Origin of the sequence: Marinobacterium sp. xm-a-127 (genome assembly GCF_013283425.1) — a bacterium.
In the GTDB taxonomy this organism is placed as follows: Bacteria; Pseudomonadota; Gammaproteobacteria; order Pseudomonadales; family Balneatricaceae; genus Marinobacterium_E.
This window is the reverse complement of record NZ_WBYH01000001.1, coordinates 593,874-620,582: the sequence shown is the minus strand read 5'-3', so window position 1 is coordinate 620,582 and position 26,709 is coordinate 593,874. Positions and strand designations below refer to the sequence as shown.

Below are 26,709 nucleotides of genomic sequence, written 5' to 3'. Positions count from 1 at the left end.
ATACCTTTTTTCATTAGGAGTGGTACGTGTGACTTGGCATATTATTGGTGCAGGTGCGATTGGCAGCCTTTGGGCTGATCGATTACATCGACAAGGCGAAGCGATCACATTAATACTCCGCTCCTCTGAGCAGGTCGACGCCTTCAATCACAACGAACAATCACTTCGTGTTGAGAGCCCTAATAAAGAGTTGAGAGTGGTTCAATGCAAAGCGACCTGGGCAGAAGATCTTTCAGACACCATTACACATTTACTAATCACTACTAAAGCGTTTGATGCACTTGATGCCATTAACAGGGTTAAGAACCAGTTAGCGAGCGATGCCACCATCGTCGTTATGATCAATGGCTACGGCGTACAACAGACGATTCAAGAGACCTTTCCAGATCACAACATTCTATTTGCCAGTACGACCGATGGTGCTTTTAATCTAGCTCCTTTTCATACAGTTCATGCGGCAAAAGGCACTACGCTAATCGGAAGCCTTAACAAAAAAATTGATAGTAAAGAATCACCGCTTTCTGGAGCTGACTGGATCGATGATATCGATACCATCTTATGGCGAAAAGTCGCGATAAACTGCTGTATAAATCCTGTCACTGCCATACATAAATGCACTAATGGCGAAATATTCTCGACAGAAGAGCGGGCAAAACTGACAACCAACCTAGCAAAGGAAATTGAACAGCTTGAACGCAAGATGGGGGTTGATCGTCACACACCACTGATTGAAGAAGTTAAAAGCGTTTCCGAATTAACCTATAGAAACCGATCATCCATGTTGCAGGATGTCGCAAAGGGTCGGCGCACAGAAGTTGAGCATATTAACGGGGCCATTGTGGACCTCGCTAAAAAGTACGCAATCGATGTTCCCCATAACCAAGAGATGCTGAATACCATCCAAAGCCTAACGCTTGCCGGTCGTTAACAGGAGTGAATAGCATTCAACATCGCTTGAATCGATTCAAGTTGCCTTACCTAGCCGCGCTGATACAATGCGCGTCACTCATCGGAGTTGGTGCCCTTTAATGGGGTTAAACGGGAAGTTCAGTGAAAAACTGACGCTGCCCCCGCAACGGTAAGGACGGTTATTTCAACATCATGCCACTGGCGACAGCTGGGAAGGCGTTGAGATAGAGACCTCCAAGCCCGGATACCGGCCCACTCTCAATTCCATCCAACCATGCGCGGTGGGCGCATCGAGAGAGATCATGAAATTATTTACGACCCTTTTACTGGCAGCGTCGACTGCTTCTTCTTGTGCCTTGGCGAATCCACTGAAGGTTTTCGTCACAGGGAGCAGAATGGAATCATCAACAATCGGACTTCCTGCTGCTAAGACTGTTATAACCGCAGATGAAATTTTGAATAGTGGCGCTTCTACTTTAACCGATATTCTCCGCCAACAGAGCTTCATTCAAATCACTGACAGTTCTGGAGTGAACGGCAAAGGGAATATAGATATGAGAGGGTTTGGAGAATTCAGCTCTTTCAATACTGTCATTCTAATTGATGGTCAAAAAATTAACCGCGCTGCTGACCAATCTTCAATAGATCTAAATATGTTCAACCTAAAACAGATAGATCGAATTGAAATCATAAAAGGAAGTTCTGGAGTCCTATATGGACATGAAGCTGTTGGTGGAGTTATTAACATCATCACAAAAAAGAACAATAGACGCCATAACAGCGCATCAGTAGAAGTTGGCAGTTTTGAAAGAAGCACCATTAGAGCATCAGCTGGTGACTATTTATCAAAAGATAGTTCATTCAACTTCACCCTAGAAAAAACAGAGGCTAATAATTTTAGAGACCACAACGACTCTAACTTGAAGAAATTGAATATTAATTTTGAGAAAAATAGTCAGCTAGGTGATACACAAATTTCAATTCAACGAATTGAAGATTACTGGTTGAACAGCGGTCCATTAAGTTCTGTGGACGATGTTCTAAACAATCCTACAGTTTCACAGAATATTTATGCCGATGATTGGTACGATAAAAAAGGGACCTCAATTAAACTTAATCACATAAAATCAATAGACACTTTTAATACCATTACCCTAGATGCATTTGTAAACAATGAAAAAACTAATGCGAATGCTTACATTGGCGGCTCTGTTGATAACACCAATCAAGATAGAAAGAGCGTCTCGTTTAGCCCAAGAGTTACAAGCAATCTAAACGAAGACACAACCCTTCTAACAGGCATCGACTACACATACACAGACTATGCTTTTTCGTCTTCTTATGGTCCGATGAACATTGATCAAAACATTTATGCCATTTACGCTGTTCTTGATCAAAAGATAAACGACAGAGTCACAATCAACACTGGATTACGCCATGCATATATGGAATACACCCATGTTGGCAACACTCATTCATCTCCGATTTCTCAAAAGAATAATGACAATCAAACTGTTGGCAACATTGGATTAACATTACACCTAACACCAAACTGGAGTGTTGATTTAAGGGCTGACCAAAATTATAGATTCGCATTGGTAGATGAGCACAACAATTACCTTTATGCTGGTTCAACAAGTGCACTTAAAACCCAAACCGGCGACTCTTATGAGGCAGCGTTGACGTTTGAAGATCAAGGTACTACTGCTCAAATTCAAGCTTATACGTTAATACTGAATGATGAGCTAATTTATGATGGTGCTAACTATCTAACAACTAACTTTGATAAAACAGAGAGAAATGGCATATCCATTTCACTTAAGAAAAATATTAACGCAGTAGCTGACCTTAGCGTGGGTTACGATTATTTAGATTCAAAAGTAAAGCAAGCCGCTATTTATACCGACTATCTAGGAAATCAGCACAACTTCACCAACAAAACAATTCCCTTAACTGCAAAACACTCAGCAAATGCTGGAATCACATGGAAAACCGACAACGGTTTGATTAATAACTTAAACTGGAAATATATCGGGGACCGTTACATTGGTGCAGACTTCCTCAATAATTACGATAAAATTAAGGGCTATAACACATTCAATTTCAGCAGTTTATTGAAACAAAAAAGCTGGGAGTTCAGCTTTAAGTTAAACAACATATTCGACAAAAAATCGGTCAATACTGCTAGTTTATCTGGAAGCACTATTGGTTATTATCCAAATACTGAAAGAAACTTTTCAATTACTGCAAAACATTACTTTGAGTAAACAATGAGCCGACTCACCAAAATCTATACACGCACTGGCGATAAAGGAACTACCCGACTCGCCACTGGTGCAGAAGTGCATAAGACACATCCGCGTGTTGAAGCGATGGGTACTGTTGATGAGTTAAATAGTCTGATTGGTGTGATCGATTCACACCTTTCAGAAGCTGATGATCTATCGCCAACCTTTCGCAGAATTCAAAACGATCTGTTCGATCTTGGTGGTGAGATTGCCATTGCTGATGACAGCTATGTGGTTATTTCACCCGAGATGGTTAATTGGCTTGAAGAGGTGTTGGATCACTACAACGACACCCTCCCAACACTAGAGAATTTCATTCTTCCAGGCGGAACACCTGAAGCGGCTCACACTCATCTCGCCCGAGCGGTCTGCCGGCGAGCTGAACGCGGCTTGGTGGAGCTAGCACAGGAGAGTAGCGTCAATCCGCAAGCCATAGCCTATATAAACCGCCTGTCGGATCTGCTGTTTGTACTAGGCAGAGTCCTAGCTCGACGCGATGGACAAGAAGAGATACTCTGGCAACAACGTTCACCTAAAAATTAATCTATCGAGAACCCAACCATGCGCCTTCTGGCTTTTCTTACGCTTCTTACCTTCAGCACAACCAGTTTTGCAGACTGTGCGTTTGATCAAGATGTGTGCGAAGCATCCTGTAAACTTCGCTTCATTACCAATGATGCTGAAAAAGCGGGTTGTATCTCGCGTTGCGTTGCTGAAAGAACTCTCTGTTCGGCTAAAATCGGGGCGGGTAAAGCGAAAGAGTTTGGTGAAGAAGCACTAGAAGAGTCAAAATCCTTTATTGAAGGATTTACGGCTGATCAAGCTAAAGATCTGGGTAAAAAGGCTTGGGAAAACACCAAATCGTTTATCGATGGAATGATCGACAAACCTAAAGATGAAGCAACAGAGTAGTGGTTAATCCAAGCGACTCAAAATTTCACAGACCTCATCCACTCCATCCAAAGTTCTCATCGTCAAACGGTGCAGATAATCAGAATTGATTTTATAGAGATTCTGGTGCCTAACCGCATCAAGAAATGGCCACTGCTGCCAAGCCTCTTGCCAAGCATCGGGAAGACCATCGGATGCTAAAATCAGCTCTGGATTCATACCGATGACCGATTCAATACTGACTTGCGGTGCCATTTCAGGCCGATCTTTGAATACATTGACTCCACCGCAATGATCCACAGCTTCTGAAACAACCGATTGGGCGTTAAGCGTGAGCATCGGATCTGACCATAGTTGGTAAAAAACTCTCTTAGGCTCTTTTACCTTGACGGCGCTGCTGGCCAAGCGGCGATTAAACTCGGCAATCAAATTACTCGCCTCTGCCTCTGCATTGAGCAATCTACCCAACTCCGTTAACTGAGCAGGTATCTCAGTGAGAGTATCGCCTTTAATCCTGATCAAATTCAGACCCAGAGATTCAAGGTAAGTTAACTGCCGTTCGGGGTTACCCCCCTGCCAAGCCAATACATAATCGGGATCTAACTTCACAATCGCTTCGGCATCGAGCGATTGGTAGTCCCCTATCACTTGAACATCTAAAATCTCTTTAGGGTAATCCGCGGCAGATACCCTACCAACAACCCAACCCCCTTTTCCCAGTGCATAAATATTTTCAGTAAGGTCCGGCGACAACACCACCAACCGAAGGTCTGCTAGAGCCGAAGCAGGAATGAGTAGAATAATCAGAAAGCGCAGCAGCAAAACTAGCCTCATTAATACTTATTACTGAGCAATAATTGAATTAAGCCTCAAGTTTAGCATGGGCTTTAGCGCGACTTTCATTTATTCTTATCGGATAGAGTTCGAGTCACACAAAGGAGTTAACGTGGATCAGAATACTGTTTGGGTTATTGCAATCGCTGCGCTTATTATCGGTACTTTATTGGGTTTCTTGTTTGGCCGCAGTGGCAGTAACGGTTCACGCGAAGTACAACTTGCGAACGATCTTGAGAAGGCTCAGCTTGATTTAGAGCGCTACCGTGATGAAGTTAACCAACATTTCAGCAAGACGGCTGAACTTGTGAACGGCTTAACCAACCAATACCAAAAAGTGCACCAGCATTTAGCCGAAAGTGCTGAAACACTGGTTCGTGATGAAAAACTGGTTGCTAGTCTAAAAAGCAGTGCAGGCAGCCAACTGGAAGACAAGTCTACAGCTTCTAGCACTCAAGCAGAGCCACCGACTCTATCAATGCCACTAGACTATGCTCCGAAGAGAGAAGATGAACCTGGCACACTGTCAGATAGCTTTGGACTTCACTCTGAAATTGTTGAGAACCCAGCGGACCCCGCCAAGGTTTACAACCGAGACGAAAAGAGCGCCTAAGCGCTCTTTTTTATTGCTAATTAGCCAGTCAACATCAGGCGGGGTTATCGATATCGATAAATTGATGTTCGATACCAAAAGCATTCGACAAATGCTCTCCCAGCGCTTTTGCACCGTAACGCTCCGTCGCGTGATGTCCAGCTGACAGGTAGTGAATACCCGCTTCTCTGGCATAATGAACCACTGGCTCAGAGATCTCACCACTAATGAAAAGGTCAGCCCCAAGCTGATCAGCACGCTCTATCATGCGTTCTGCCGATCCGGTGCACCAGGCAATGCGTTGCACAGAACGATCGTCACCCAGCACCAATTCAGCCTGACGGCTCAGCTTTGTGGAGACTAAATCTGAAAACGCTTGAGCACTCATCGGTTGTGATATTGACCCGACATTTCCCACGCTGAACGGGTTACCCTGATCCATGCCATCTTCTATCTGCATGCCGATGATCTCAGCCAACTGAGCATTGTTTCCCACTACAGGATGCGCATCCAGAGGCAGATGATAAGCCAATAGGCTGATATCGTTTTTCATCAGGGTACGAATGCGATTGCCTTTGATACCGGTTAATGGCTCGGACTCCCCTTTCCAAAAGTAACCATGGTGAACCAACAGAAGATCAGCACCGGCTTCAATTGCCGCATCAATCAACGCTTGGCTTGCTGTAACACCACTGACAATTTTCGAGACATTTCTCTTACCCTCAACTTGCAATCCATTGGGGCAGTAGTCTTTAAACCGATCAACGGATAAATAGTCGTTGCAGTAACTGACAAGATCTTTCAACGCGACAGACACCGAATACCTCTTAGAAAAATAGTGTTCAAGTTACATCTTACCCCGCTATCGCCTTATAATCAGTAATCATTACAAGCTGGTAAGAGCAATTTAACATGGGCAAGTATCTGAACACCTTGGTTTGGCCAACACTGGCTGGCATTCTAGCGGCAGTATTGATCGTTCAATTCTTCCCACAGCTCAGCGGTTCTAACAGTACCGAAATTAAGCTGATCAACACACCCGCAGATCAAGCTGGGCCGCAATTGATTACAAGCTACTCTGAAGCCGTGAAGAAGGCAGCGCCATCAGTTGTCAGTATCTATGGTCGCTCTTTAGAAACAAATGAGAACAACCAGATTTCACTCCCTCAAAGTTTAGGTTCTGGCGTTATTATCAGCAAAGATGGTTTCGTCATGACCAATAACCACGTTGTAGCTGCTGCTGAACAGATCATCGTTTCGTTAATTGATGGACGTGAGGCAGTGGCTTCCATTGTCGGCACCGATCCAGAATCAGATTTGGCACTGTTAAAAGTAAACCTGGAGAATCTACCCGGCATAACACTGCTTCCAACCAGCAGTGTAGCGATCGGTGATGTTGTGCTGGCCATCGGGAACCCTTTCGGTGTTGGGCAAACCGTTACCCAAGGAATTATCTCTGGCATGGACAGACACAGTTTAGGGCTGAATACCTACGAGGACTTTATTCAGACCGATGCTGCTATTAATCCAGGCAACTCCGGTGGTGCACTGATCACGGCCACCGGCGATCTGGTTGGCATCAATACTGCCATTTTTTCAAAGTCAGGTGGCTCACAGGGCATTGGCTTTGCCATTCCAACTGAACAAGTCATAGATGTTCTATCCAATCTAGTCCGTTATGGCCGAGTCATTCGCGGCTGGGTAGGCGTGGAAGCTCGTCCGATGCTTCCAAATGAGGCGGAGGCCTCTGGTCTGAGACGAGACATCAAAGGTTTGTTGTTAACCGGCATCTATCGCAATAGTCCTGCGGAGCTGGCAGGCCTACAACCGGGTGACGTTTTATTAGCGATCAACGGTGAACCCGTTAAAGGTTCCGGAGTCGCATCAATGAATCAGATTGCTCGCGTTAAACCGGGTGATGTAACAGAGATGAAGATCTTTAGGGACAACAAAGAGTTGGTACTTGAGGTGACAACCAGTGAGAGACCTCCAAGCCGATAACCATCAGCTTGGAGACTAAGTTAAGTGTTGTCCTTAATTCGGTACTCAGCAGAGCGAGCGTGAGCTGTTAGCCCCTCTCCTCGCGCTAGAACAGAAGCAACCTTGCCCATCTCTGATGCACCCTCAGCAGAGAACATGATCAGTGAAGAGCGTTTCTGGAAATCGTAGACTCCCAATGGTGAACTGAATCGCGCAGTACCTGAAGTAGGCAGAACGTGGTTCGGACCCGCACAATAATCACCTAGAGCCTCTGCCGTATAGCGACCCATAAAGATGGCACCAGCGTGCTTAATCTTCTCAGTCAAGGCGACAGGGTCTTCAACAGAGAGTTCAAGGTGCTCTGGCGCAATTCTATTAGAGAGTGCAGCCGCTTCATCCAAATCAGCAACTTCAATCAATAGAGCACGATCTGCTAAAGATGCTGAAATAATCTGCTCACGCTCAAGAGTAGGCAGTAATTTGGCAATACTCTGTTCAACACGATCAATGTAAGCGGCATCGGTTGCGATCAAAATAGGCTGAGCGTCTTCATCATGCTCCGCTTGAGAGAAGAGATCCATCGCAACCCAATCTGGGTCCGTTTTGCCATCGCAAATCACAAGAATTTCCGAAGGTCCTGCAATCATATCGATACCAACAGCACCAAAGACCGCACGCTTAGCTGTAGCAACATAGATGTTACCTGGACCAACTATTTTATCGACTCGAGGCACTGTCTGTGTTCCATAAGCGAGAGCAGCAACGGCTTGTGCGCCACCGATTGTAAAGACACGATCGACGCCAGCAATCGCTGCGGCGGCTAAAACCATCTCATTGATAACACCATCCGGTGTCGGCACAACCATGATAATCTCTTCAACACCGGCTACTTTCGCAGGCATTGCGTTCATCAAAACTGAAGAGGGGTATGCCGCCTTACCACCAGGAACGTAGATACCTACGCGATCCATAGGGGTTACTTTCTGGCCTAACAACGTGCCGTCAGCCTCTTCGTACTGCCAAGAGTGAGAGAGCTGTCGTTCGTGGTATGAACGCACACGATCAGCAGCCACTTCAAGTGCATTACGCTGTTCTGGCGAAATAGCCTCAAGTGCCTGCTGCAAACGAGCTTTTGACATCTCTAACTGAGAGATCTCAGATACAGACGTGCGATCAAAACGATTGGTTAACTCAACTACCGCCTCATCACCCATAGCTCGAACCTGCGCAATGATGTCATCAACACGCTCATTGACGGCTTTATCTGAGACACTCTCCCAAGCCAACATCGCATCAAGTTGCTGATCGAAATCGGCTTGTGAACTTTTTAGACGTTTAACTTGAGAAGTCATATTACTTTCCACGTTTATCAATAACCGCTTGTGTTAGTTGATCAAGAATTGGTTGAATCAGATCGTACTTCATCTTCATAGAGGGCTGCCCTACTACGAGACGAGAGCTGATATCAGCAATGTGATCCATCGCTTCTAAGCCATTGGCACGTAATGTGTTACCGGTATCGACAATATCTACGATTCGATCGGCCAAACCCATGATAGGTGCCAACTCCATCGCGCCGTATAACTTAATAATGTCGACCTGACGTCCTTGACGAGCAAAGTATTCACGAGTCACGTTGACGAACTTGGTAGCAACACGCATCCGACCTTCAACCGCTTCAGCATCTTTCATTCCTGCTACGCGAAGTTGGCAGGTAGAGATCTCCAGATCTAAGGGTTCGTAGAGTCCAGCCCCGCCGTGCTCCATTAAAACATCTTTACCGGCAACACCCATGTCAGCACCACCGTACTCAACGTAGGTTGGAACATCGGTCGCACGAATCACTACTAGCTTAATATTCTCGTGATTAGTATCAAAGATGAGCTTTCGGCTTTTAAAAATATCTTCAGTCGGCTCTATGCCCGCTGCAGCAAAAAGCGGTAGGGTCTCTTCAAGAATTCGACCTTTAGACAACGCTATGGTTAATTGCTCTTTCATCACTAATCCAATTATTAAGCAGGAACACGGCGAATTTTAGCGCCTAAGGACTGCATCTTCTCTTCGATACACTCGTATCCACGGTCAATGTGGTAGATGCGCTCCACTGGAGTCTCGCCTTCTGCAACCAAACCAGTGAGTACAAGACTTGCTGATGCACGAAGATCTGTCGCCATAACCGGTGCCGCTTTAAGTTTTTCGACCCCTTCAATCGTGGCGGTATTACCATCAATAACTACTTTCATTCCAAGACGAATCATCTCTTGAATGTGCATAAAGCGGTTTTCAAAGACAGTCTCTTTGATTCGACCCACACCATCAGCAATGCTGTTGAGCGCTGCAAACTGAGCTTGCATATCGGTCGGAAACGCCGGGTATGGAGCTGTAGTAACACTGACCGCTTTCGGACGGCGGCCTTCCATATCCAGCTCGATCCAGTCATCACCTTGTGTGATTTTGGCACCAGCCTCTTCAAGCTTTTTCAAAACCGCTTCAAGAATATCACCGCGAGTATTACGGGTACGCACTCGACCAGAAGTGATAGCGCCAGCGACTAGGTAGGTACCGGTCTCAATGCGATCCGGCATAACTGAGTGAGTACACCCTTTAAGAGTCTCTACACCCTGAACACGAATCGTATCTGTACCAGCACCTGAAATTTTAGCGCCCATAGCGATAAGGCAGTTGGCTAGATCGACCACTTCGGGTTCACGTGCCGCGTTTTCAATGATCGTTTCACCTTCGGCCAAAACTGCAGCTGATAGGATATTTTCGGTACCGGTAACCGTCACAGTATCAAAAAAGACCGTAGCCCCTTTTAAGCGGCCATCAACACGAGCATCAATGTAGCCATCCATGACTTCAATCTGAGCCCCCATCGCTTCCAAGCCACGCAGGTGAAGATCGACCGGACGACTACCAATAGCACAACCACCAGGCAATGAAACCTGCGCACGTCCATGTCGCGCTAATAGAGGTCCAAGCACGAGAATTGAAGCACGCATGGTTTTCACCAACTCATAAGGTGCTGTGAATTCGGTGATCGTAGTGGGATCAAGCTCAACACTCATCTTCTCACCCACGGTAAGCTCAACGCCCATACGACGCAGCAGCTCAAGCATGGTGGTGATGTCATGCAGGTGTGGCAGGTTGCATATAGTGACTGGCTCACTGGCGACTAGGGTTGCAGCAAGAATCGGTAGTGCAGAGTTCTTTGCACCAGAGATCCACACTTCGCCGTCTAAACGAGCGCCACCTTCAATGATTAATTTATCCATCTGATTACCTAAGCAGATTAATTACTGCTGTGACTCCCACTGATCTGGAGTAAACGTTTTAATGGAAACAGCATGGATAGCACCTGATGCAATTTGATCAGTCAAACAAGCGTATACCGCTTGCTGCTTCTTAACCGGACTCATTCCGGAGAACATTTCACCAACAACCGTTACCTGAAAATCACAGCCTTCGCCCGCCGTATGGACCGTACAACCCTCAAGCTGACTCTCAACCAGTTGCTTCACTTCATCGGCGTGCATAGTAATCTCCAGATAATCCTTAAATTTAGCCGCGTATGATAACGAAAAAGGGCCCTGATATCATCTATCAAGGCCCTATAAATGTATTCAAAACGAACTCTACAGATTATTGAATATCAACGCCCACTAGGTCCGCAATGGTCTCCATCTGAGTTGGAAGATTGACCCAACCTATATTTGCGTTATTTCGTTTGATCTCTACCCACAAGGCGACCGCACAACTATCGACTTTCGTTACATTAGATAGATCGATCGCGCTTGCTCCGGCAGCAATAGCAGAGCAAACCTGTTCAACAACTTGGTTGTAAGTGTTTCGAGTCAACTCACCTTGAATCTTAAACACCGGATCCATTAGGCACCTGACACTTTTTCAGACATCGCTTCAGACCACTGCTCGATCACTTTAGCAATTTTTCCATGCTGCTCCATCAAGCCAGCAAATTGGTTACGGAAGGTGATTCTCAGATTAATACCATCGACAACCACATTGACCAATAACCAACGGTCATCTTTGTAAACCATGTAATAAAGAAGAGAATAGACTGTTCCATCTTCCGCTGAGACATTCACATTGACGATCTGTTTGTCGGGATCTGGGCTCTGCTCAACTGGAGGGATGATTTCAAACTCTTTGAAGTTGAACCCAACGACTGCTTTGGCATAAGTCCTAAGCAGAGTGCTTTTCACAACGACCGCAAAATCAGCGACCTCTTTGTCACTAGCGCGGCGGTAATATTTACCCATGATCGATTTCGCAATGTACTCAAAATCAACCGACTCACCGACCAGCTTATCGATCTCCCCCATCAACTCATCAACATTCTCTGGCTGTCGAAGGCGCTCATCATTAACCAAGGCGAGCATATCCGCAGTCGCTGTCTCCATGATCTGACTGGCAGAGTCCCAATTAGCCTGCGCAGGAGATAACGTCCCCATCAAGAGAGTAGCCAGAAAAATAAAACGACCTAACATGTTACTCACTCACCTTATTAAACAGGAACTTACCTACAATCTCTTCAAGCACTAATGCTGACTGCGTATCTTCAATCGTCATACCATTTTCCAAAAGATCATCTTCAAACCCAGGGGTAATACCGATGTACTTCTCCCCTAAAAGACCTGCCGTTAGAATTTGCGCTGAGCTATCAATGCTAAGGTAGTCAACATCATCAAAGATCTGCATCTCCACTTCGGCCATCAGGCGCTTAGGATCAATGCGAATAGCTGAAACCTGACCAATTTGAACACCGCTCATGGAGACTTTTGCACGCTCAGTTAGACCCCCAATATTGTCAAAGCGAGCATAGACGGTGTAGCCAGTCCCCTTCTGAGAGAGGTTTAAACCGCTGACATTTATTGCCAGAGCGACAAGAGCCAAAATACCGGCGAGGATAAGTGCGCCAACACTGATTTCGAGGGCACGAATACGCATTAAAAATCTCCAAACATCATTGCGGTTAGAAGAAAGTCCAACCCTAATATAGCCAGCGAAGAGTAGACAACTGTTCGGGTGGTCGCCTGCGAAATGCCTTCTGACGTTGGCACACAATCATTACCCTGAAAAACAGCTATCCAGATCACTACAAAACCAAATACCAACGATTTGATTACACCATTTAAAACATCTTCAGAGAAGCTGACTGAAGCCTGCATATTGGCCCAGAAACTCCCAGAAAAAATACCTAGCCAGTCAACAGCGACTAAAGATCCACCCCAGATACCCACGATTGCAAAGATCATAGACAGTAATGGCATACTGATAAATCCTGCCCAAAGACGCGGAGCAATAATGCGTCGCATAGGATCGACACCGATCATCTCGTAACTGGCTAACTGCTCGGTCGCCTTCATCAAACCAATTTCAGCTGTGACTGCGGAACCTGCTCGTCCAGCAAATAGCAGTGCTGTAACCACAGGGGCCAACTCACGAACCAGTGACAGCGCCACCATCTGACCAACAGCCTGTTCTGAACCATAATCAACCAGAATAGTGTAGCCCTGCAAACCGAGTACCATTCCGATAAATAGACCCGAAACGATGATAATAACCAGCGATAGCACACCAATAAAATAGAGCTGGCGAACCAACAGCGGCAACATCATCATAGGAGCCGGCTTGGCAATCAGAGATTGACTCAATAGCTGCCCTGCACGACCCACTGCAGCCACGCGATTAAGGGTTTTAGCACCCAATTGTTGCAGGAACTGAATCATTGTGAGCCACCAAACAACTGACCTTCAAAAGAGGGCGCCGGGTAATGGAAAGGAACGGGGCCATCTGGTCGACCTTTCATGAACTGTTCAACGCGCGGATCTTCAGAACCATTGAGTTGATCAGGTGCACCTTGAGCCAGCACCTTACCATCAGAGATAAGATAGACGTAGTCTGCAATGCTCAAGGTCTCTTGGATATCGTGCGAAACTATGACGGATGTATGACCAAGCGCCCTGTTCAAACGAGAAATCAAATTAATTAGAACGCCCATGGCAATAGGGTCCTGTCCTGCAAAGGGCTCGTCATACATCAAGAAATCCGGATCAAGGGCTATTGCCCTAGCCAATGCGGCTCGCCTTGCCATACCGCCTGATAACTCAGCTGGCTTTAGTTCACCGGCACCTCGCAAGCCGACAGCGTTCAACTTCATCAAAACCAGATCTCGAATAACGCTTTCAGGCAAATCTGTATGAACTCTCAAAGGAAAGGCGACATTTTCAGCTACTGTCATATCCGTAAATAGAGCACCGCTTTGAAACAGCATCCCCATTTTTGCCCGTAACTCGAAGAGACGGCGACGTGAAAGTGAGTGAACATTGTCACCGTCGACTTTAATTGAGCCCTGATCAGGCCTAAGCTGTCCCCCAATCAATTTAAGAAGGGTCGTTTTTCCCGTTCCTGAGGGCCCCATGATCGCTGTGATCTTGCCGCGAGGAATGGTTAACGATAGATCATCAAAGATCTTTCGTTCACCACGCCAAAAACTGAGATTACTCACTTCGATATGTGTGTCATTTAATTGAGCCATCAGTGCCTATCGATGAAGAAATAGAAAATATTGGTGGAATTCTAGTCTAAAAACATAGCTTATCAAGCAGACCTTTAGATTAAGAGAAAAATATCGAGACTCTTTACCGGACAGTCACTTATAAAAACAGTAATATACTGTAAATTAATCAGTATTAACGCGAACTTAAGGATCTCGACCCTTGTCCGACTCCAATACCACTCGATTCGATTTCGTGAGCGCAGGCAAACAGACCATCTCGATTGAGCAAGAGGCTATACAAGCCCTAAATGACTCTCTTGGAGAGGCGTTCAACCAAGCTTGCCACTCTCTTTTGAACTGCAAAGGGCGTGTCATCGTGACTGGCATGGGCAAATCAGGGCACATTGGCACCAAAATAGCAGCAACTCTAGCAAGCACCGGAACACCCGCGTTTTTTGTGCACCCAGGCGAGGCGAGTCATGGCGATCTGGGCATGTTCACGAAAGAAGATGTTGTCATTGCCCTATCCAACTCAGGTGAATCCAACGAAGTCGTTACTATTTTACCTCTGCTTAAACGCAAAGGGATTACGCTCATTTCAATCACCTCTAAACCCCTTTCAGCGTTGGCAACCAGTGCTGATATCAGCCTTGTGACCCCTATCGAACGCGAAGCTTGCCCACTTAATCTTGCCCCCACCTCCAGTACAACCGCACAACTGGTGCTTGGCGATGCGATCGCAACGGCTCTTTTAGAGGCGAGAGGATTTAGTGCAGAAGATTTTGCCTTTTCACACCCCGGCGGTGCGCTGGGTCGTCGACTGCTGTTGAAAGTGAGTGATTTAATGCACTCTGGAGACGAAGTTCCCTCAGTTGCACCAAGCACTCCCATTCAAGAAGCGCTTTTGGAGATCACCCAAAAACGCCTAGGCATGACAACCGTTGTGGATGAAGAACTCCAACCTCTTGGCATTTTTACCGACGGGGACCTCCGCCGAGCCATTGACCAGGGCGTGAATCTTAACCAAGCGACAATCGACACGGTCATGACGAAGAGCTTCACAACGGTGAGGCCTGAGATGTTGGCCGCCGAAGCTTTACAGATCATGCAAGATAAAAAAATTAATGCACTCATTGCTTTAGATGAGACAGGGAGAGTTACTGGGGCATTGAACATGCATGATATGTTAAAAGCAGGGGTCATCTAATGCGTCCCAACCCAACACAAGAACAGATAGCACTAATCAAACCTATTCAACTACTGGTGATGGATGTTGATGGCATACTGACCGAGGGCAATCTTAGCTTCTTAGCCGATGGCAGTGAGATTAAGAGCTTCAATATACTGGACGGCCTTGGCATAAAGCTGTTAATGGAATCCGGCGTAAAAACCGCCATCATTACCGGTAGACAATCTAATCAAGTCATCCAACGCGCTGAGTCACTGGGTATTAATTACATACAGCAAGGTCGAGAAGATAAATTAACAGCACTTCAAGAGCTTTGGAAAAACACCGGTTACAACGCTTCAAACACGGCCTATATCGGCGATGACTTACCTGACCTATCTGCCATTGTAGCCGCACGCTTTGGGGTCACCGTTCCGAACGGTCACTGGCTCGTAAAAGAGAACGCTGATCACATTACAACTCAATCAGGTGGTCGCGGAGCTGCACGTGAGCTGTGTGAATTGATCATGGCTTGCCAAGGTACGCTAGACAACGCGTTGGAGCGATTTAAGTGATCACTAATCTCAGAGCGAAAATTCGATTAGCCATTGCGTCGACGTTGATTGCTCTTTTTTTGATCTTCACACTGTTATTGAATCAAGGCGATATTGAAGAGGGCGTACTCCTTAAAGAGAACCCAAACAGAATTGATTTTTTTGTAACTGACGCCACTCTCACTCGTTGGTCTGAAGAGGGCAATCTAAGCTCTGTCACCCACACCCCGCGAGCAGAGCATTTAGTTAACTCAGAACAGATGAAGTTAACAACACCTTTCTCCGTAGGCTATCGCCAAGATGGCACGACTGAACACACCATCAATGCTGGTCTAGGCTATTTTGCGGACGATAACAGTCAACTAGACCTTGAAGGCAGTGTACAGCTTCACCATAATCCAGATTCTGAGAAAGACACTGCACTCTTCACAGAGCAGTTGAGCTACTTTCCAGAACAGAATCTGGCGACCAGTGATGTAGCCGTCGAATTTCTGAACAACCAGGGTTCAACCAAAGGGGTTGGCATGACACTGAATACGGAATTAAACACCTTAGATCTTCATTCAACCGTGAGGGGGGCCTATGTCGCTTCGAGCACTGACCAGTAACCTATTTCTAGCCTTTACAGTTGTTCTTAGTGGATCAGCTTTAGCGCTGCCAACCGATAGAGACGAGCCTATCTACGTTGAGGCAGACTCAGCTAATATTGATGAGGCCAAAGGAGTCACTCGATACACAGGCAACGTCATCATCACCCAGGGATCAATGGTGCTTAAAGGTGAAACCGTCGATCTGTTACGTGGTAATGATGACACCATCAATCAGATCATCTCAAAAGGTGCTCCAGCCTACTTCGAACAACGCCCTCAACTGGACCAAGAGATTACCTATGCAACCGGTTCAATTCTGGATTACACAGTAAGCTCTCAACTGCTGTTAATTACGGGGAACGCTAGAGTGACTCAGGGTGGTGACGAGTTCACTGGGGCTAAAATTAATTACGACATGGCGAACTCTAAAGTAAAAGCCTTTAGCAGTGAGAGCGGAAGCCAGCGTGTCAAAATGGTTCTTCAGCCTAAAAAAGATAATTAACCATGAGTTCACTCGAAGCCCTCCACCTAGCCAAAAGCTACAAAGGACGCTCTGTTATTGAAGATGTGTCCGTCACTGTTGAGCCCGGTGAGATTATAGGATTGCTTGGGCCCAACGGAGCGGGTAAGACAACCTGCTTCTATATGATTGTAGGTCTGGTCAGAGCGGATCGAGGCAACATTCGTCTCAATGGCGACGACGTCACTAGAATGCCTATTCATGAGCGCGCAAAACGCGGCTTAGGCTATCTTCCGCAAGAGGCCTCTGTATTCAGAAAGCTGAGTGTCTACGACAATCTAATGGCCATACTGGAGCAGAGAAAAGACCTGACCAAAGATCAACAACACGAGAAAGCTCAGTCACTGCTTGAAGAGTTTCATATCACTCACATCAAAGAGTCCAAAGGGATGGTCCTATCCGGAGGTGAAAGACGCCGAGTTGAGATTGCAAGAGCCCTAGCAAACGATCCTGACTTCATCCTACTGGACGAGCCTTTTGCTGGTGTAGACCCCATCTCTGTCAGCGACATCAAACAGACCATCAGACACCTTAAAGATCGAGGTATTGGCGTCCTGATAACAGATCACAATGTCAGAGAGACTCTCGACATTTGCGAACGGGCTTACATCGTTAGTGAGGGTAACATTCTTGCAGAGGGTGAGCCTGAGCAGATCATGATGAATCAAGCCGTTAAAGAGGCTTATCTGGGCAATGATTTTCGCTTGTAACTCTCACACTTTTAAGTAATTATCATTTTAATGAAGCACTCTTTACAGCTCAAAGTCGGACAGAACCTGTCCATGACCCCACAATTGCAGCAAGCGATCAAATTGCTGCAACTCTCCTCCTTAGAGCTACAGACAGAGATTCAAGAGGCACTCGATAGTAACCCACTACTGGAGGTAGCCGATGAAGAAGATCAGAGTGAAGAGAACTCTCAGAGCATTGAGCAAAAAGAGTCATCAACCTTAGATGAGACCCAATCTAATTCAGAGATCGAAGAGACGCTCGAATCGTCTCAGCCGGAAGATAGCTGGTCTACTGATGACATCCCTGAACAGCTTTCAACCGACAGTCAATGGGACGATACTTACCAAAGCTCTTCAAATTCCAATCGTGATGATGATTGGATGCCAGGTGATAATGACGCTGCGGTTGAAACCATCCAAGACCACCTTAACTGGCAACTGAATCTGGTTAATTTCAGCGATGTTGATCGATACATTGCTGAGATGATTATTGACTCTATCGATGATCGTGGCTATCTGATCACCGATCTGCAGGACATTCTTCTCAGCTGCCAAGAGGAGCTACCTGAACTCTTTTTTGAAGTGGAAATGGATGAGGTAGAGACAGTACTTCACCGTATTCAACAGTTTGACCCACCCGGTGTCGGTGCCCGTGATCTTGCAGAGTGTTTGAAAATCCAGTTAAGACAGCTACCCATAGAGACCCCTTGGCGAGCCGAATCTCTGCGCCTAGCGACCGACTATTTAAATCTGTTGGGCAGTCGAGACTTTAAATCTTTGATGCGCCGTATGAGGCTCAAAGAGGAGCAACTGTCAGAGGTGGTTAGGTTAATTCAATCACTTAACCCAACACCAGGAGACTCGTTAGATCTGGGTGATACTGATTACATCGTACCGGACGTGATCGTGCGTAAACGCGCTGGGGAGTGGACACTCACTCTCAATAACGACGTAGTCCCTGAACTACGTATCAATGATGTCTACTCAGGCATGATTAAACGTGCAGACAACTCCGCGGAGAACCAATTTTTAAAAGACCATCTACAAGATGCACGCTGGTTCATAAAGAGCTTACAAAGCCGCAATGAGACCCTCTTAAAGGTCTCAACGGAGATCGTTACTAGACAGATCGGTTTTCTCGAGCAGGGTGAACAGGCGATGAAGCCTCTTATTCTTCACGATATTGCTGAAGCCGTTGATCTACATGAATCCACCATCTCCCGTGTTACAACTCGAAAATACATGCACACCCCGCGCGGTGTCTTTGAATTGAAGTATTTCTTTTCGAGTCAGGTGGCTACCAGTGACGGCAGTGGTGCATCGTCAACTGCGATCCGAGCAATCATTAAAAAATTAATTTCAGAAGAAGACCCTCGCAAGCCACTAAGTGACAGTAAGCTTGCTACACTACTAGATGAAGAGGGGGTGAATGTTGCAAGACGAACCATTGCTAAATATCGCGAAGTTCTCAACATTCCACCTTCAAATGAGAGAAAGCGTTTGGTTTAATTGAGGTAGGCGGCCTCATTTTTTCACTCCGCCTAAGACGAGGAGAAGTCATATGCAGATAAATATTACTGGTCATCACGTAGACCTGACTGAAGCTCTAAGTGAATACGTACGTAACAAGTTCGATAAGCTAGAACGTCACTTCGACAACATTCAGAATGTACAAGTTACTCTCAGTGTCGAAAAGCAGGGTAAAAAAGCCGAGGCTGATATTCACTTAGCCGGTGGCCAAGTGGTCGCTTCTGATGAGCATGATGACATGTATGCAGCGATTGATGGCTTAGTGGATAAGCTTGATCGCCAAATCATCAAGCATAAAGAAAAAATGAAATCTCACAAATAAACGAACGACAACATGCAACTAGGTGACCTACTGACGACTGAAACAACCGCCTGCCGGGAGTCAGTCGCCAGTAAAAAACGCCTTCTTCAAGTGGCCAGCGAAAAGCTGGCCTCTTCAGTTGATGGCGTAACAGAAGATGAAATTTTTACAGGCCTTCTTAATCGTGAACGATTAGGCAGTACAGGAATTGGCTCTGGCGTGGGTATACCCCACTGTCGAATTCCGGGCTGTTCAACAGCATCCGCCTGCTTAATCACACTCGATGGCGGTGTCGATTTTGATTCAATCGATTCAGCGCCGGTCGATCTTGTCTGCGCACTGATCGTGCCCGATGATGGAAATGATGAGCACCTTAAGACACTGGCTGGTCTAGCAGAGCTGTTCAGTAAGCCCGAAGCCCTCAATTCTCTCAGAGACTGCACGAACTCTGAAGCCCTACTCAATAAAGCAACTGAGCTATCAAAGGTCTGATCATGAGAGTCGTTGTCATCTCAGGTCGCAGTGGTTCAGGGAAGAGTACCGCCTTGCAAGCACTTGAAGATGTTGGGTTCTACTGCATAGACAACCTACCGGCGACGCTATTGCCAGCGTTGGTCGAGCAGATGCTTAACGACCAGAATAACGCACCCCTGATTGCTGTGAGCATTGATGCCCGCAACCAGCATACCGACCTAAAAGCCTTCCCAGAGATCATGGAATCCTTGAGGGCTAGAGAAGATATAGGCATCGAGATCACTTATCTTGACGCATCAGAAGCGACCCTATTGAAACGTTACAGCGCCACTCGAAGAAAACACCCGCTGAGCAACCAAGATATTGGACTGGAAGAGGCAATAGCCTTAGAACGAGACCTGCTTGAACCCATCGCAAGTTCTGCAGACATGAGAGTTGATACCACTCGGCTTTCACTCTATGAACTGCGTGACACCATTAAATTGAGGGTCGCACAGCGTAAAGAGCAAGCGCTCTCTTTACAGTTTGAATCCTTTGGCTTCAAACACGGCGTTCCATTAGATGTTGATTTCAGCTTTGACGTCAGGGTGCTTCCTAACCCCTACTGGTTTGTAGAGTTGCGCCCTCTCTCTGGGAAAGATGAACCGGTTAAAAAGTTTCTCAACGCTTCCGATGAAGTGAATGAAATGATTAATGACATAGAGCAGTTCATTGTGAAGTGGATTCCCCATTTCAAAACAAATAATCGAAGCTATGTTACTGTAGGCATTGGATGCACGGGCGGCCAACATCGCTCTGTATACATTGCTGAGAGCCTTGCATCTCGCTTTGCTGACAGAATGGATAACGTCCAAGTACGCCATCGAGAATTATCAGAATAAGTTTCGCAATGATTGAAAAAAACGTTACTATAATCAACAAATTGGGGCTACACGCGCGTGCGGCGGCTAAACTTATTGGCGTAACAGGTAAGTTTGGTTGTGACATCAAAATCACAAAAGATGGCAAAACAGTCGATGCTAAAAGCATTATGGCCATTATGATGTTGGCTGCATCCCAAGGAACAGATCTAATCATACAAACGGATGGCGCGGATGAATCCGCCGCGATGGATGCTGTGATTGAGATCATAAATAACCGTTTTGACGAAGATGAGTAGAGACTAACCTACTCGTAAAGGAGGGCTGCATGAGTACGGACGAAGCACCGATCGCTCTAGATACGTTAAGCGAAGCCCTTCAGTCAGACAATCTTAAACAGATTCGCTACATGCTCAATAAGGGCATGAGACCTGTTGAAGTTGCTCACCTTCTAGAGAAAACCCCTCCTCGCGAACGTCGCATTGTATGGAACCTGCTCAACCCAGAGATAGAGGGTGAGGTTCTACAGCACCTCGGTGAAGATATTCAGGCTGAAATTGTCAGCGATTTAGACGCGGCAGAAATTCTGGCGATGACAGAGTCACTCGATGTCGATGACTTAGCCGATATTCTTCAGCAGCTTCCTGACACGGTCATGCAAGAGATGCTGCAAAACATGGATTTGCAGAATCGCCAACGGGTTGAAGCGGTACTCTCCTACCCCGATGATACTGCCGGCGGTCTGATGAATACCGATACGGTAACCATTCGACCTGATATCACGGTTGAGACGGCGCTTCGTTATCTACGTCGACACAGCGAGATTCCTGATAGCACCGACAGCATTTTCGTGGTGAGTCGCAAACGCAACGCACTAATAGGTGTACTTCCTATTACTCGACTTCTCATTTCAGACCCACAGATGCTGGTTCGTGAAATCATGAAGACCGAGAATGACCATGCGATCCCTGCCGATCTTCCTGAACGAGAGGTAGCTCGCATCTTCGAACAGCGCGACTTGATCTCGGCCCCTGTTATCAATGAGGATCGACAGCTTCTAGGTCGTATCACCATCGATGACGTAGTCGACGTCATTCGAGAAGACGCCGATCACTCACTGATGAGCATGGCCGGTCTGGACGAGGATGAAGACACCTTTGCTCCGGTACTAAAAACCAGTCGGCGTCGTGCAGTCTGGCTGGGAATTAACCTTATTACCGCTTTTTTGGCCTCGGCCGTCATTGGCCTATTCGAAGCCACCATCGATCAGGTTGTAGCCTTGGCAGTACTGATGCCAATCGTCGCCTCAATGGGTGGCATCGCCGGCAGTCAAACCCTCACTCTTGTCATTCGTGGCCAAGCACTTGGACACATTGAAAGACACAATATTGGCTGGCTGTTTAACCGTGAGTTAATCGTTAGCATCATCAACGGGTCACTCTGGGCTGTTGTAGTGGCCGCCATTGCTGTCCTCTGGTTTCAAGATATGACCATCGGTATAGTGATCGCAATGGCCATCGTGATCAATCTAGTCGCGGGCGCTATGGCAGGCAGCCTTCTGCCACTGACCCTTAAGCAAGCGGGAATCGACCCAGCACTAGCCGGGGGTGTTCTACTCACCACCATTACAGACGTGGTAGGCTTTTTTGCCTTCCTCGGACTAGCCACCTTTTTCTACGGTTAATTATGAGCAGTAAAGATTTTTCAAAAGAGAGTGATCAAGAGATCGAACTCGTCAGCCGCAGCCAAGTTAAACGGGAAGCTGAAGAGCTTCAAAAACTGGGTGGTCGCATCACTGAGTTACGACTTGATCAACAAGCGAAAGTCCCCATGTCTGAACGCCTAGCAGAGGCCTGTGCAGAGATGGCAAGAATCACCTCTAATGGTGCGAAAAAACGTCAACTTCAGTACATCGGCAAATTGATGCGCACAGAGGATGCCGATGCGATTCGTGTCGCCATTGACCAATTTGACTCGGCTAGCGCTGCTCACAACCAGAAATTTCATGCACTTGAGCAGTTGCGTGAACGATTGATAGCCGGAGACAAGTCAGCGCTCTCTGAGGTGATGGAGAAGTTTGAAAACTGCGATATGCAGCATCTACGAGCTTTGATTCGAAATGCTCAAAAAGAGCGCAAAGAGAACAAGCCACCGGCCAATTTCAGAAAGGTATTTCAGTACCTTCGTGACTTAGATGACGAGTCTTGAGAGTAACATTTAACGATCTCTCTTATTAATGATTTCAAGCACAGGTTCTCTCCATGGGCCTGTCATTGAATAGCTAAGTTTAGTCGCTTCGTTGATCTTATCCCCAATCAACTTATCGATAAGAAACAGGGCTCCTGCCACCTGAGGGGCCCCAAGTAGAACCGCTGCCAAGGGTGTATTGCCTGTCAGTGGCAAAATCACATCAACCCGTTTATCCACCGTTCTATTGATAAGATTTAAAGAGCCTTCTGCAGTCAAATCGGCCGAAGCGCCTCTCATAATGAGTGGCTCTTGAGTCTTAGCAACCCCATCCTCTAAATGGTACTTACCAACCAACTTATCAAAGGTGATACCGGATTTATAAAGGTCACTAAAATCGAGGCGCAGACGTTTAAATAGATTGTTAAAATCGAGTATTCCAAACAATCGAAGAAGCGCTGAGTTACCTTTTGCTTCAGTAATCTGCCCGTCTCGAAGGTCAAATTGCAGATCACCTCCTAGGCGATAACGACTGAATGACCAAGGCGCTCCAGGCCAGCTCAGTGCAAACTCAGCGGAGAGACTTTTGGTCTCTATCGCTCTTGGGTCACCCATTGATTCAAGATAGTCAGCAAGGTTGCTGCCTTTTGCGCTAAGAGCAATGCGACTCTGTTCACCCTGACCGACTGACCAGATACCCTGTCCGGTTATGCTGATACCTGCGACATCGGCCTCCAATTGATCGATCAAGAGGCTATTGCCGGATGGAAGTAGATGGGTTGTCCAACGACCCCAATGATCATCATTCCACACAAGATTTTCAATCAGAAGGTTGGTTGAAGGTATTTTGCTAATCACCTCGATGGGTGTCGGATCAGGCAATGGAACTTCTGGTTCTAATATCGATGGATCGCTCTCTGGTGTGCGCAGGTGAAGGTGGCGAAGATTTAAGTTCAAGCTGGAATCAGCAAGCTTGTAATCTATAACACCCTGAATATCACGGCCATCCAGTGCAATAGACCACCGATCGTTAGGATTGCTCGCCTCAGCAAGGATTGACTCAAATTTAAGAGCTCCAACATTCAGCTGTCCGATCTCGATGGCTGTTGTAACGGAAAGCCTTTCTTTAGTTCCATTTTTAGGCTCTGATAGAGCATCAATAAACCCAAGTAGCTCCTCAACTTCAATTGAAGGAAGGGATCCATCAATGTGAAGGCGATCAGATATTTTATAGCTCGCCTGATTTCCGCCTAGACGAATATTACCGGTTAAGGGTGAATCTAAATTTAGGTGAGCCTTTAAACGATCCGCATAATTAAGCTGTATTGTTGGTGATGAGTGCAGGGTCATCAGTAGGCTCAAGCGGCTAATATCGGAAGATTGATGTGCTAAATAGTCTGGAGCATCTACTCGGGTACCGGTTAATTGAGACTCCACTTTTAGAGTCGATTGACACTGTTTAGAACAGAGTTTTAATGTCGAGTTGAGTGGAATTTCACCCGAGATGACACCTGACAGTGGGATACCGGCCCATTGCATTAACCTATGAGAATCGATTCGACCGGCAATCTGAATATCAGTTGCGGTTGAGTCATTTGAGATATCAACATCAAATGTTCGACCTAAGAAGCTTGCTTTCAAACCCTCAGCCGACAGTCCACTTGCCAAATTAAAATTAACTGTGCCATCTATATCCGTTACGGCAACCCGTTGAGTTTCAGATATAAAGACACCACGATTCAGCTCGGATTGAATCTGCAGTTTAGGGGCCCCTCCTTTGAGAGGAACGTATAGATCCACTAAAGATTTATGACTACCCGATAGCTGCCAATCCCCTAGCTTATTGCCAACGCTGTTGGCCAACGCCTCACTGTGAAATAGGCTGTTCAAATCAAAAGCTGAACCCTCAATCGCTAACAAGGTCTCGAGTTCACCCGACCCACTCTCCATCCAAAGATCTGCAAAACCGATCTCAGTACCTGCAGCACTGCCCTGCTCTAACTGAACACGAGCTGCCCCATCTCGAGCATGAATGATGGCTTCGGCCCGGTTCAACACGGGCCAGGGTGATTGATAATCTAGTGTTGTATTCTCTACCGCTACGTAGAGCTCGCTCAATGGCTTAGGTCTATCAGCCATAAGCCTAGTCGGAGTCACCAGAACTAAACCGGCCTCTTTGACATCACCTTGAATCAGCGCTCTGTTTAACCAGCTATAAAGCCCTTCACCGACAACCTTAGGCGGAGTTAGCAGTAGAGCCTCTCGGGCTATTGCGCCCTTAAGCCCCATCGATAGATTAAGTAGCGCTTGTTGCTCTTTATCATAGGGTAGATCAATCGAGAACTGGCCTCGTGTTCGGATGTTATTCAACCCCAGCTCTAATAGATCAGATCCAACGGCCACATAATCACTGTGGAGCTGCCAGTTAACACGTCCTTGCGCAAAATTAAACGGCAATGCCCAGTCGTAGACCGTTGGGAATTCCATGACAAGCTGCTGACTGTCAATATCTACCCAGCCGCGGTCACTTGAAACATAAAACGAACCATTCAACTGTGATGCAGCAGGTGAACCTTTCCAGGATTTGACCGACACATCTGACAACTCACCGACCACAGAGAGGTTTTCAAATCCCTGGCTAAGATCAACGGTTAACCCTTTGACTAAACCACCGGGAGAGAGCGATTTAATCACCTCTCTGCTTTGATCACCCAAAGGCTGGTTAAGCGCAAGAGCCGACAGGTCTGATAGATTAAGCTCAGCCAGTTGAATTCGATTAGCCATCCAACCATTGACGCCAGTACTTAAATCGATCGCAGTCGGTGGCAGTGAGAATTCACTGCCTTGATAGAGGGTTGAAAAGTCTTGAAGTTGCAGCTGATAATCACGATCAACCGACTGAACAGAGAAATTTGTTGAAAGCTGCTCTAGTGCCAGCTCACCAAGCTCATCGGGCAGTACAAGTTGCAAGCTATTGGCTGATAAATTACCGACAAGATAATCCAGACTGGCGCCACGCAACTGCCCCCATAGCCGCGCATTCGCACTAATAGAGAAGCGCTGTTCGACACCTGCAAGATCGGCCAACTCTGAGCCAATGTTATCGAGTTCAACATAGAAAGGTAATAGTAGCTGACCGTTTGTGGATTGACCTTGGTGCTGAATAGCAAAACGCATGCGACTATCTTGACCCAACACTGGCATCCAAAAACTACCGCTCAATTGATGCTCTGTTTCACTGCTTTCAAGAGACATATTGTCCAGATTGATGAAACGAGAGCGACCTGATTCTGGAATCAGATGAAGTTGTGATTCAGAAAATTCGATGGAAGGCTGTTCAAATAGAATAGCAATCAACGTATCGATTGCGCGATTATCCGTCTTTGATTGATTCGAGTCAGCTAACCACCGCCCTTCAGACTGACGCCATTTTACGTTCAACCCCTTTGCCGTGACCCGTTGAAAAATAGGTGCAGCATCAATCAATGAACGCCATGGATCCAATTCAAACGAGATGTTTTGGAGGTGAAACTCGATCTGCTTTGGTTTGAGGTAGTCGATATCCGAATGGATCTCTTTAAACTCAAAAGTTGGATAGGGGCCGCGCCAGCCAGTCTCAAGCTCACCTATCGAGACTTCAACGCCAAGATATTGACTAAGCTGAGCCGCAATATCGGTTCGGTAATCGCCCAGCAAAGGGAAGGCTAAGCGCACAGCCGTTAGCAAGATGGCTAACAGTGCTGCTACCATCAAAACCCACCAACTGACCCAAAGCGTATG

Annotated in this window: 30 protein-coding genes and 1 riboswitch; of the genes, 18 read left to right on the top strand and 12 right to left on the bottom strand. The window is 46.5% G+C overall.

Translation table 11 applies throughout. The features are described from left to right. Positions 1-28: 28 nt before the first annotated feature. The 4 genes from XMA127_RS02995 to XMA127_RS02980 all read left to right on the top strand — a co-directional run bounded on the left by XMA127_RS02995 (position 29) and on the right by XMA127_RS02980 (position 4,109). On the top strand, positions 29-928 hold the full coding sequence (locus XMA127_RS02995) for a 2-dehydropantoate 2-reductase (RefSeq protein WP_173498902.1): 900 nt from the start codon (positions 29-31) through the stop codon (positions 926-928). Positions 929-999: 71 nt separating this feature from the next. Then, a riboswitch (cobalamin riboswitch) is annotated at positions 1,000-1,180 on the top strand. Between the two features lie 124 nt (positions 1,181-1,304). After that, entirely contained in the window at positions 1,305-3,176 is a 1,872-nt protein-coding gene (locus tag XMA127_RS02990) for a TonB-dependent siderophore receptor (protein WP_173498901.1), read from the top strand. A 3-nt stretch (positions 3,177-3,179) separates the two neighbouring features. Then, positions 3,180-3,740: a cob(I)yrinic acid a,c-diamide adenosyltransferase gene (locus XMA127_RS02985; RefSeq protein WP_173498900.1), complete on the top strand. Its 561-nt coding sequence runs from the start codon at positions 3,180-3,182 to the stop codon at positions 3,738-3,740. Positions 3,741-3,758: 18 nt separating this feature from the next. Beyond that, positions 3,759-4,109, top strand: coding sequence for a hypothetical protein (locus tag XMA127_RS02980; protein ID WP_173483927.1), 351 nt, complete (start codon positions 3,759-3,761; stop codon positions 4,107-4,109). A gap of 3 nt (positions 4,110-4,112) precedes the next feature. Here the strand turns inward: XMA127_RS02980 and XMA127_RS02975 are convergent, their stop codons facing one another. Further along, on the bottom strand, positions 4,113-4,910 hold the full coding sequence (locus XMA127_RS02975) for a helical backbone metal receptor (protein ID WP_173480533.1): 798 nt from the start codon (positions 4,908-4,910) through the stop codon (positions 4,113-4,115). Positions 4,911-5,034: 124 nt separating this feature from the next. Between XMA127_RS02975 and XMA127_RS02970 the strand changes: the two genes are divergently transcribed. Next, positions 5,035-5,535 (top strand): ZapG family protein, encoded by a 501-nt coding sequence (locus XMA127_RS02970; RefSeq protein WP_173480532.1) that lies wholly within the window; start codon positions 5,035-5,037, stop codon positions 5,533-5,535. A gap of 34 nt (positions 5,536-5,569) precedes the next feature. Here XMA127_RS02970 and XMA127_RS02965 read toward each other — a convergent pair whose 3' ends face one another. Continuing rightward, complete coding sequence (locus XMA127_RS02965) at positions 5,570-6,331, bottom strand: Nif3-like dinuclear metal center hexameric protein (RefSeq protein WP_173480531.1); 762 nt, start codon at positions 6,329-6,331, stop codon at positions 5,570-5,572. A 95-nt stretch (positions 6,332-6,426) separates the two neighbouring features. Here XMA127_RS02965 and XMA127_RS02960 point away from each other — a divergent pair, with 95 nt between their 5' ends. After that, positions 6,427-7,515 (top strand): S1C family serine protease, encoded by a 1,089-nt coding sequence (locus tag XMA127_RS02960; RefSeq protein WP_173483309.1) that lies wholly within the window; start codon positions 6,427-6,429, stop codon positions 7,513-7,515. 20 nt (positions 7,516-7,535) lie between these two features. Here the strand turns inward: XMA127_RS02960 and hisD are convergent, their stop codons facing one another. From hisD to XMA127_RS02915, 9 genes are all read right to left on the bottom strand, one after another. After that, positions 7,536-8,846 (bottom strand): histidinol dehydrogenase, encoded by a 1,311-nt coding sequence (hisD, locus tag XMA127_RS02955; protein ID WP_173480529.1) that lies wholly within the window; start codon positions 8,844-8,846, stop codon positions 7,536-7,538. 1 nt (position 8,847) lies between these two features. Beyond that, positions 8,848-9,492, bottom strand: coding sequence for an ATP phosphoribosyltransferase (hisG, locus tag XMA127_RS02950; protein ID WP_173480528.1), 645 nt, complete (start codon positions 9,490-9,492; stop codon positions 8,848-8,850). A gap of 14 nt (positions 9,493-9,506) precedes the next feature. Continuing rightward, positions 9,507-10,769 (bottom strand): UDP-N-acetylglucosamine 1-carboxyvinyltransferase, encoded by a 1,263-nt coding sequence (gene murA, locus XMA127_RS02945; protein WP_173483311.1) that lies wholly within the window; start codon positions 10,767-10,769, stop codon positions 9,507-9,509. 21 nt (positions 10,770-10,790) lie between these two features. Then, entirely contained in the window at positions 10,791-11,030 is a 240-nt protein-coding gene (locus XMA127_RS02940) for a BolA family protein (RefSeq protein WP_173480526.1), read from the bottom strand. Positions 11,031-11,136: 106 nt separating this feature from the next. Then, complete coding sequence (locus XMA127_RS02935) at positions 11,137-11,382, bottom strand: lipid asymmetry maintenance protein MlaB (RefSeq protein ID WP_173498899.1); 246 nt, start codon at positions 11,380-11,382, stop codon at positions 11,137-11,139. After that, on the bottom strand, positions 11,382-12,002 hold the full coding sequence (locus XMA127_RS02930; RefSeq protein WP_173498898.1) for a phospholipid-binding protein MlaC: 621 nt from the start codon (positions 12,000-12,002) through the stop codon (positions 11,382-11,384). Before XMA127_RS02930 ends, XMA127_RS02935 begins: the two co-directional genes overlap by 1 nt. Position 12,003: 1 nt before the next feature. Continuing rightward, positions 12,004-12,462: an outer membrane lipid asymmetry maintenance protein MlaD gene (gene mlaD, locus XMA127_RS02925; protein ID WP_173498897.1), complete on the bottom strand. Its 459-nt coding sequence runs from the start codon at positions 12,460-12,462 to the stop codon at positions 12,004-12,006. Beyond that, the gene (mlaE, locus tag XMA127_RS02920) at positions 12,462-13,244 is read right to left on the bottom strand and encodes a lipid asymmetry maintenance ABC transporter permease subunit MlaE (protein WP_173483315.1); all 783 of its coding nucleotides are present in this window, start codon (positions 13,242-13,244) and stop codon (positions 12,462-12,464) included. The genes mlaD and mlaE overlap by 1 nt, the downstream gene beginning before the upstream one ends. Beyond that, positions 13,241-14,053 carry an ATP-binding cassette domain-containing protein gene (locus tag XMA127_RS02915; RefSeq protein ID WP_173495219.1) on the bottom strand — a complete coding sequence of 271 codons (813 nt, stop codon included), beginning with the start codon at positions 14,051-14,053 and terminating at the stop codon, positions 13,241-13,243. The genes mlaE and XMA127_RS02915 overlap by 4 nt, the downstream gene beginning before the upstream one ends. A gap of 181 nt (positions 14,054-14,234) precedes the next feature. Between XMA127_RS02915 and XMA127_RS02910 the strand changes: the two genes are divergently transcribed. The 12 genes from XMA127_RS02910 to yjgA are packed head-to-tail and all read left to right on the top strand — an operon-like array spanning position 14,235 to position 22,950. Next, entirely contained in the window at positions 14,235-15,221 is a 987-nt protein-coding gene (locus XMA127_RS02910; protein WP_173498896.1) for a KpsF/GutQ family sugar-phosphate isomerase, read from the top strand. After that, complete coding sequence (locus XMA127_RS02905) at positions 15,221-15,757, top strand: HAD family hydrolase (RefSeq protein ID WP_173498895.1); 537 nt, start codon at positions 15,221-15,223, stop codon at positions 15,755-15,757. The genes XMA127_RS02910 and XMA127_RS02905 overlap by 1 nt, the downstream gene beginning before the upstream one ends. Continuing rightward, entirely contained in the window at positions 15,754-16,344 is a 591-nt protein-coding gene (lptC, locus tag XMA127_RS02900; protein ID WP_173494685.1) for an LPS export ABC transporter periplasmic protein LptC, read from the top strand. Before XMA127_RS02905 ends, lptC begins: the two co-directional genes overlap by 4 nt. Further along, positions 16,319-16,828, top strand: coding sequence for a lipopolysaccharide transport periplasmic protein LptA (gene lptA / locus XMA127_RS02895; protein WP_173498894.1), 510 nt, complete (start codon positions 16,319-16,321; stop codon positions 16,826-16,828). The genes lptC and lptA overlap by 26 nt, the downstream gene beginning before the upstream one ends. A gap of 2 nt (positions 16,829-16,830) precedes the next feature. After that, positions 16,831-17,556, top strand: a complete 726-nt coding sequence (gene lptB, locus XMA127_RS02890; RefSeq protein ID WP_173494686.1) for an LPS export ABC transporter ATP-binding protein — start codon at positions 16,831-16,833, stop codon at positions 17,554-17,556. 30 nt (positions 17,557-17,586) lie between these two features. Further along, positions 17,587-19,086 (top strand): RNA polymerase factor sigma-54, encoded by a 1,500-nt coding sequence (locus XMA127_RS02885; protein WP_173495218.1) that lies wholly within the window; start codon positions 17,587-17,589, stop codon positions 19,084-19,086. A gap of 52 nt (positions 19,087-19,138) precedes the next feature. Continuing rightward, positions 19,139-19,429 carry a ribosome hibernation-promoting factor, HPF/YfiA family gene (gene hpf / locus XMA127_RS02880; protein WP_173483917.1) on the top strand — a complete coding sequence of 97 codons (291 nt, stop codon included), beginning with the start codon at positions 19,139-19,141 and terminating at the stop codon, positions 19,427-19,429. A gap of 12 nt (positions 19,430-19,441) precedes the next feature. Further along, positions 19,442-19,900, top strand: coding sequence for a PTS sugar transporter subunit IIA (locus tag XMA127_RS02875; RefSeq protein ID WP_173483916.1), 459 nt, complete (start codon positions 19,442-19,444; stop codon positions 19,898-19,900). Positions 19,901-19,902: 2 nt separating this feature from the next. Further along, positions 19,903-20,763: an RNase adapter RapZ gene (gene rapZ / locus XMA127_RS02870; RefSeq protein ID WP_173495217.1), complete on the top strand. Its 861-nt coding sequence runs from the start codon at positions 19,903-19,905 to the stop codon at positions 20,761-20,763. A gap of 8 nt (positions 20,764-20,771) precedes the next feature. Continuing rightward, complete coding sequence (locus tag XMA127_RS02865; protein ID WP_173483320.1) at positions 20,772-21,041, top strand: HPr family phosphocarrier protein; 270 nt, start codon at positions 20,772-20,774, stop codon at positions 21,039-21,041. Positions 21,042-21,070: 29 nt separating this feature from the next. Continuing rightward, entirely contained in the window at positions 21,071-22,426 is a 1,356-nt protein-coding gene (gene mgtE, locus XMA127_RS02860) for a magnesium transporter (RefSeq protein ID WP_173480510.1), read from the top strand. Between the two features lie 2 nt (positions 22,427-22,428). Next, the gene (gene yjgA / locus XMA127_RS02855) at positions 22,429-22,950 is read left to right on the top strand and encodes a ribosome biogenesis factor YjgA (RefSeq protein WP_173494689.1); all 522 of its coding nucleotides are present in this window, start codon (positions 22,429-22,431) and stop codon (positions 22,948-22,950) included. 9 nt (positions 22,951-22,959) lie between these two features. Here the strand turns inward: yjgA and XMA127_RS02850 are convergent, their stop codons facing one another. Then, a complete protein-coding gene (locus tag XMA127_RS02850; protein WP_173498893.1) occupies positions 22,960-26,679 on the bottom strand; it encodes a YhdP family protein in 3,720 nt (1,239 codons plus the stop codon). Between the last annotated feature and the right edge of the window lie 30 nt (positions 26,680-26,709).

Bases quoted from the DNA above. Each gene is read 5' to 3' on its own strand.
- XMA127_RS02990 (WP_173498901.1), top strand. From the start codon at position 1,305: ATGGAATCATCAACAATCGGACTTCCTGCTGCTAAGACTGTTATAACC.
- XMA127_RS02985 (WP_173498900.1), top strand. From the start codon at position 3,180: ATGAGCCGACTCACCAAAATCTATACACGCACTGGCGATAAAGGAACT.
- XMA127_RS02980 (WP_173483927.1), top strand. From the start codon at position 3,759: ATGCGCCTTCTGGCTTTTCTTACGCTTCTTACCTTCAGCACAACCAGT.
- XMA127_RS02960 (WP_173483309.1), top strand. From the start codon at position 6,427: ATGGGCAAGTATCTGAACACCTTGGTTTGGCCAACACTGGCTGGCATT.
- hisD (WP_173480529.1), bottom strand. From the start codon at position 8,846: ATGACTTCTCAAGTTAAACGTCTAAAAAGTTCACAAGCCGATTTCGAT.
- hisG (WP_173480528.1), bottom strand. From the start codon at position 9,492: ATGAAAGAGCAATTAACCATAGCGTTGTCTAAAGGTCGAATTCTTGAA.
- murA (WP_173483311.1), bottom strand. From the start codon at position 10,769: ATGGATAAATTAATCATTGAAGGTGGCGCTCGTTTAGACGGCGAAGTG.
- XMA127_RS02940 (WP_173480526.1), bottom strand. From the start codon at position 11,030: ATGCACGCCGATGAAGTGAAGCAACTGGTTGAGAGTCAGCTTGAGGGT.
- XMA127_RS02935 (WP_173498899.1), bottom strand. From the start codon at position 11,382: ATGGATCCGGTGTTTAAGATTCAAGGTGAGTTGACTCGAAACACTTAC.
- XMA127_RS02930 (WP_173498898.1), bottom strand. From the start codon at position 12,002: ATGTTAGGTCGTTTTATTTTTCTGGCTACTCTCTTGATGGGGACGTTA.
- mlaD (WP_173498897.1), bottom strand. From the start codon at position 12,462: ATGCGTATTCGTGCCCTCGAAATCAGTGTTGGCGCACTTATCCTCGCC.
- mlaE (WP_173483315.1), bottom strand. From the start codon at position 13,244: ATGATTCAGTTCCTGCAACAATTGGGTGCTAAAACCCTTAATCGCGTG.
- XMA127_RS02915 (WP_173495219.1), bottom strand. From the start codon at position 14,053: ATGGCTCAATTAAATGACACACATATCGAAGTGAGTAATCTCAGTTTT.
- XMA127_RS02905 (WP_173498895.1), top strand. From the start codon at position 15,221: ATGCGTCCCAACCCAACACAAGAACAGATAGCACTAATCAAACCTATT.
- lptA (WP_173498894.1), top strand. From the start codon at position 16,319: ATGTCGCTTCGAGCACTGACCAGTAACCTATTTCTAGCCTTTACAGTT.
- lptB (WP_173494686.1), top strand. From the start codon at position 16,831: ATGAGTTCACTCGAAGCCCTCCACCTAGCCAAAAGCTACAAAGGACGC.
- XMA127_RS02885 (WP_173495218.1), top strand. From the start codon at position 17,587: ATGAAGCACTCTTTACAGCTCAAAGTCGGACAGAACCTGTCCATGACC.
- hpf (WP_173483917.1), top strand. From the start codon at position 19,139: ATGCAGATAAATATTACTGGTCATCACGTAGACCTGACTGAAGCTCTA.
- XMA127_RS02875 (WP_173483916.1), top strand. From the start codon at position 19,442: ATGCAACTAGGTGACCTACTGACGACTGAAACAACCGCCTGCCGGGAG.
- rapZ (WP_173495217.1), top strand. From the start codon at position 19,903: ATGAGAGTCGTTGTCATCTCAGGTCGCAGTGGTTCAGGGAAGAGTACC.
- XMA127_RS02865 (WP_173483320.1), top strand. From the start codon at position 20,772: ATGATTGAAAAAAACGTTACTATAATCAACAAATTGGGGCTACACGCG.
- mgtE (WP_173480510.1), top strand. From the start codon at position 21,071: ATGAGTACGGACGAAGCACCGATCGCTCTAGATACGTTAAGCGAAGCC.
- yjgA (WP_173494689.1), top strand. From the start codon at position 22,429: ATGAGCAGTAAAGATTTTTCAAAAGAGAGTGATCAAGAGATCGAACTC.
- XMA127_RS02850 (WP_173498893.1), bottom strand. From the start codon at position 26,679: ATGGTAGCAGCACTGTTAGCCATCTTGCTAACGGCTGTGCGCTTAGCC.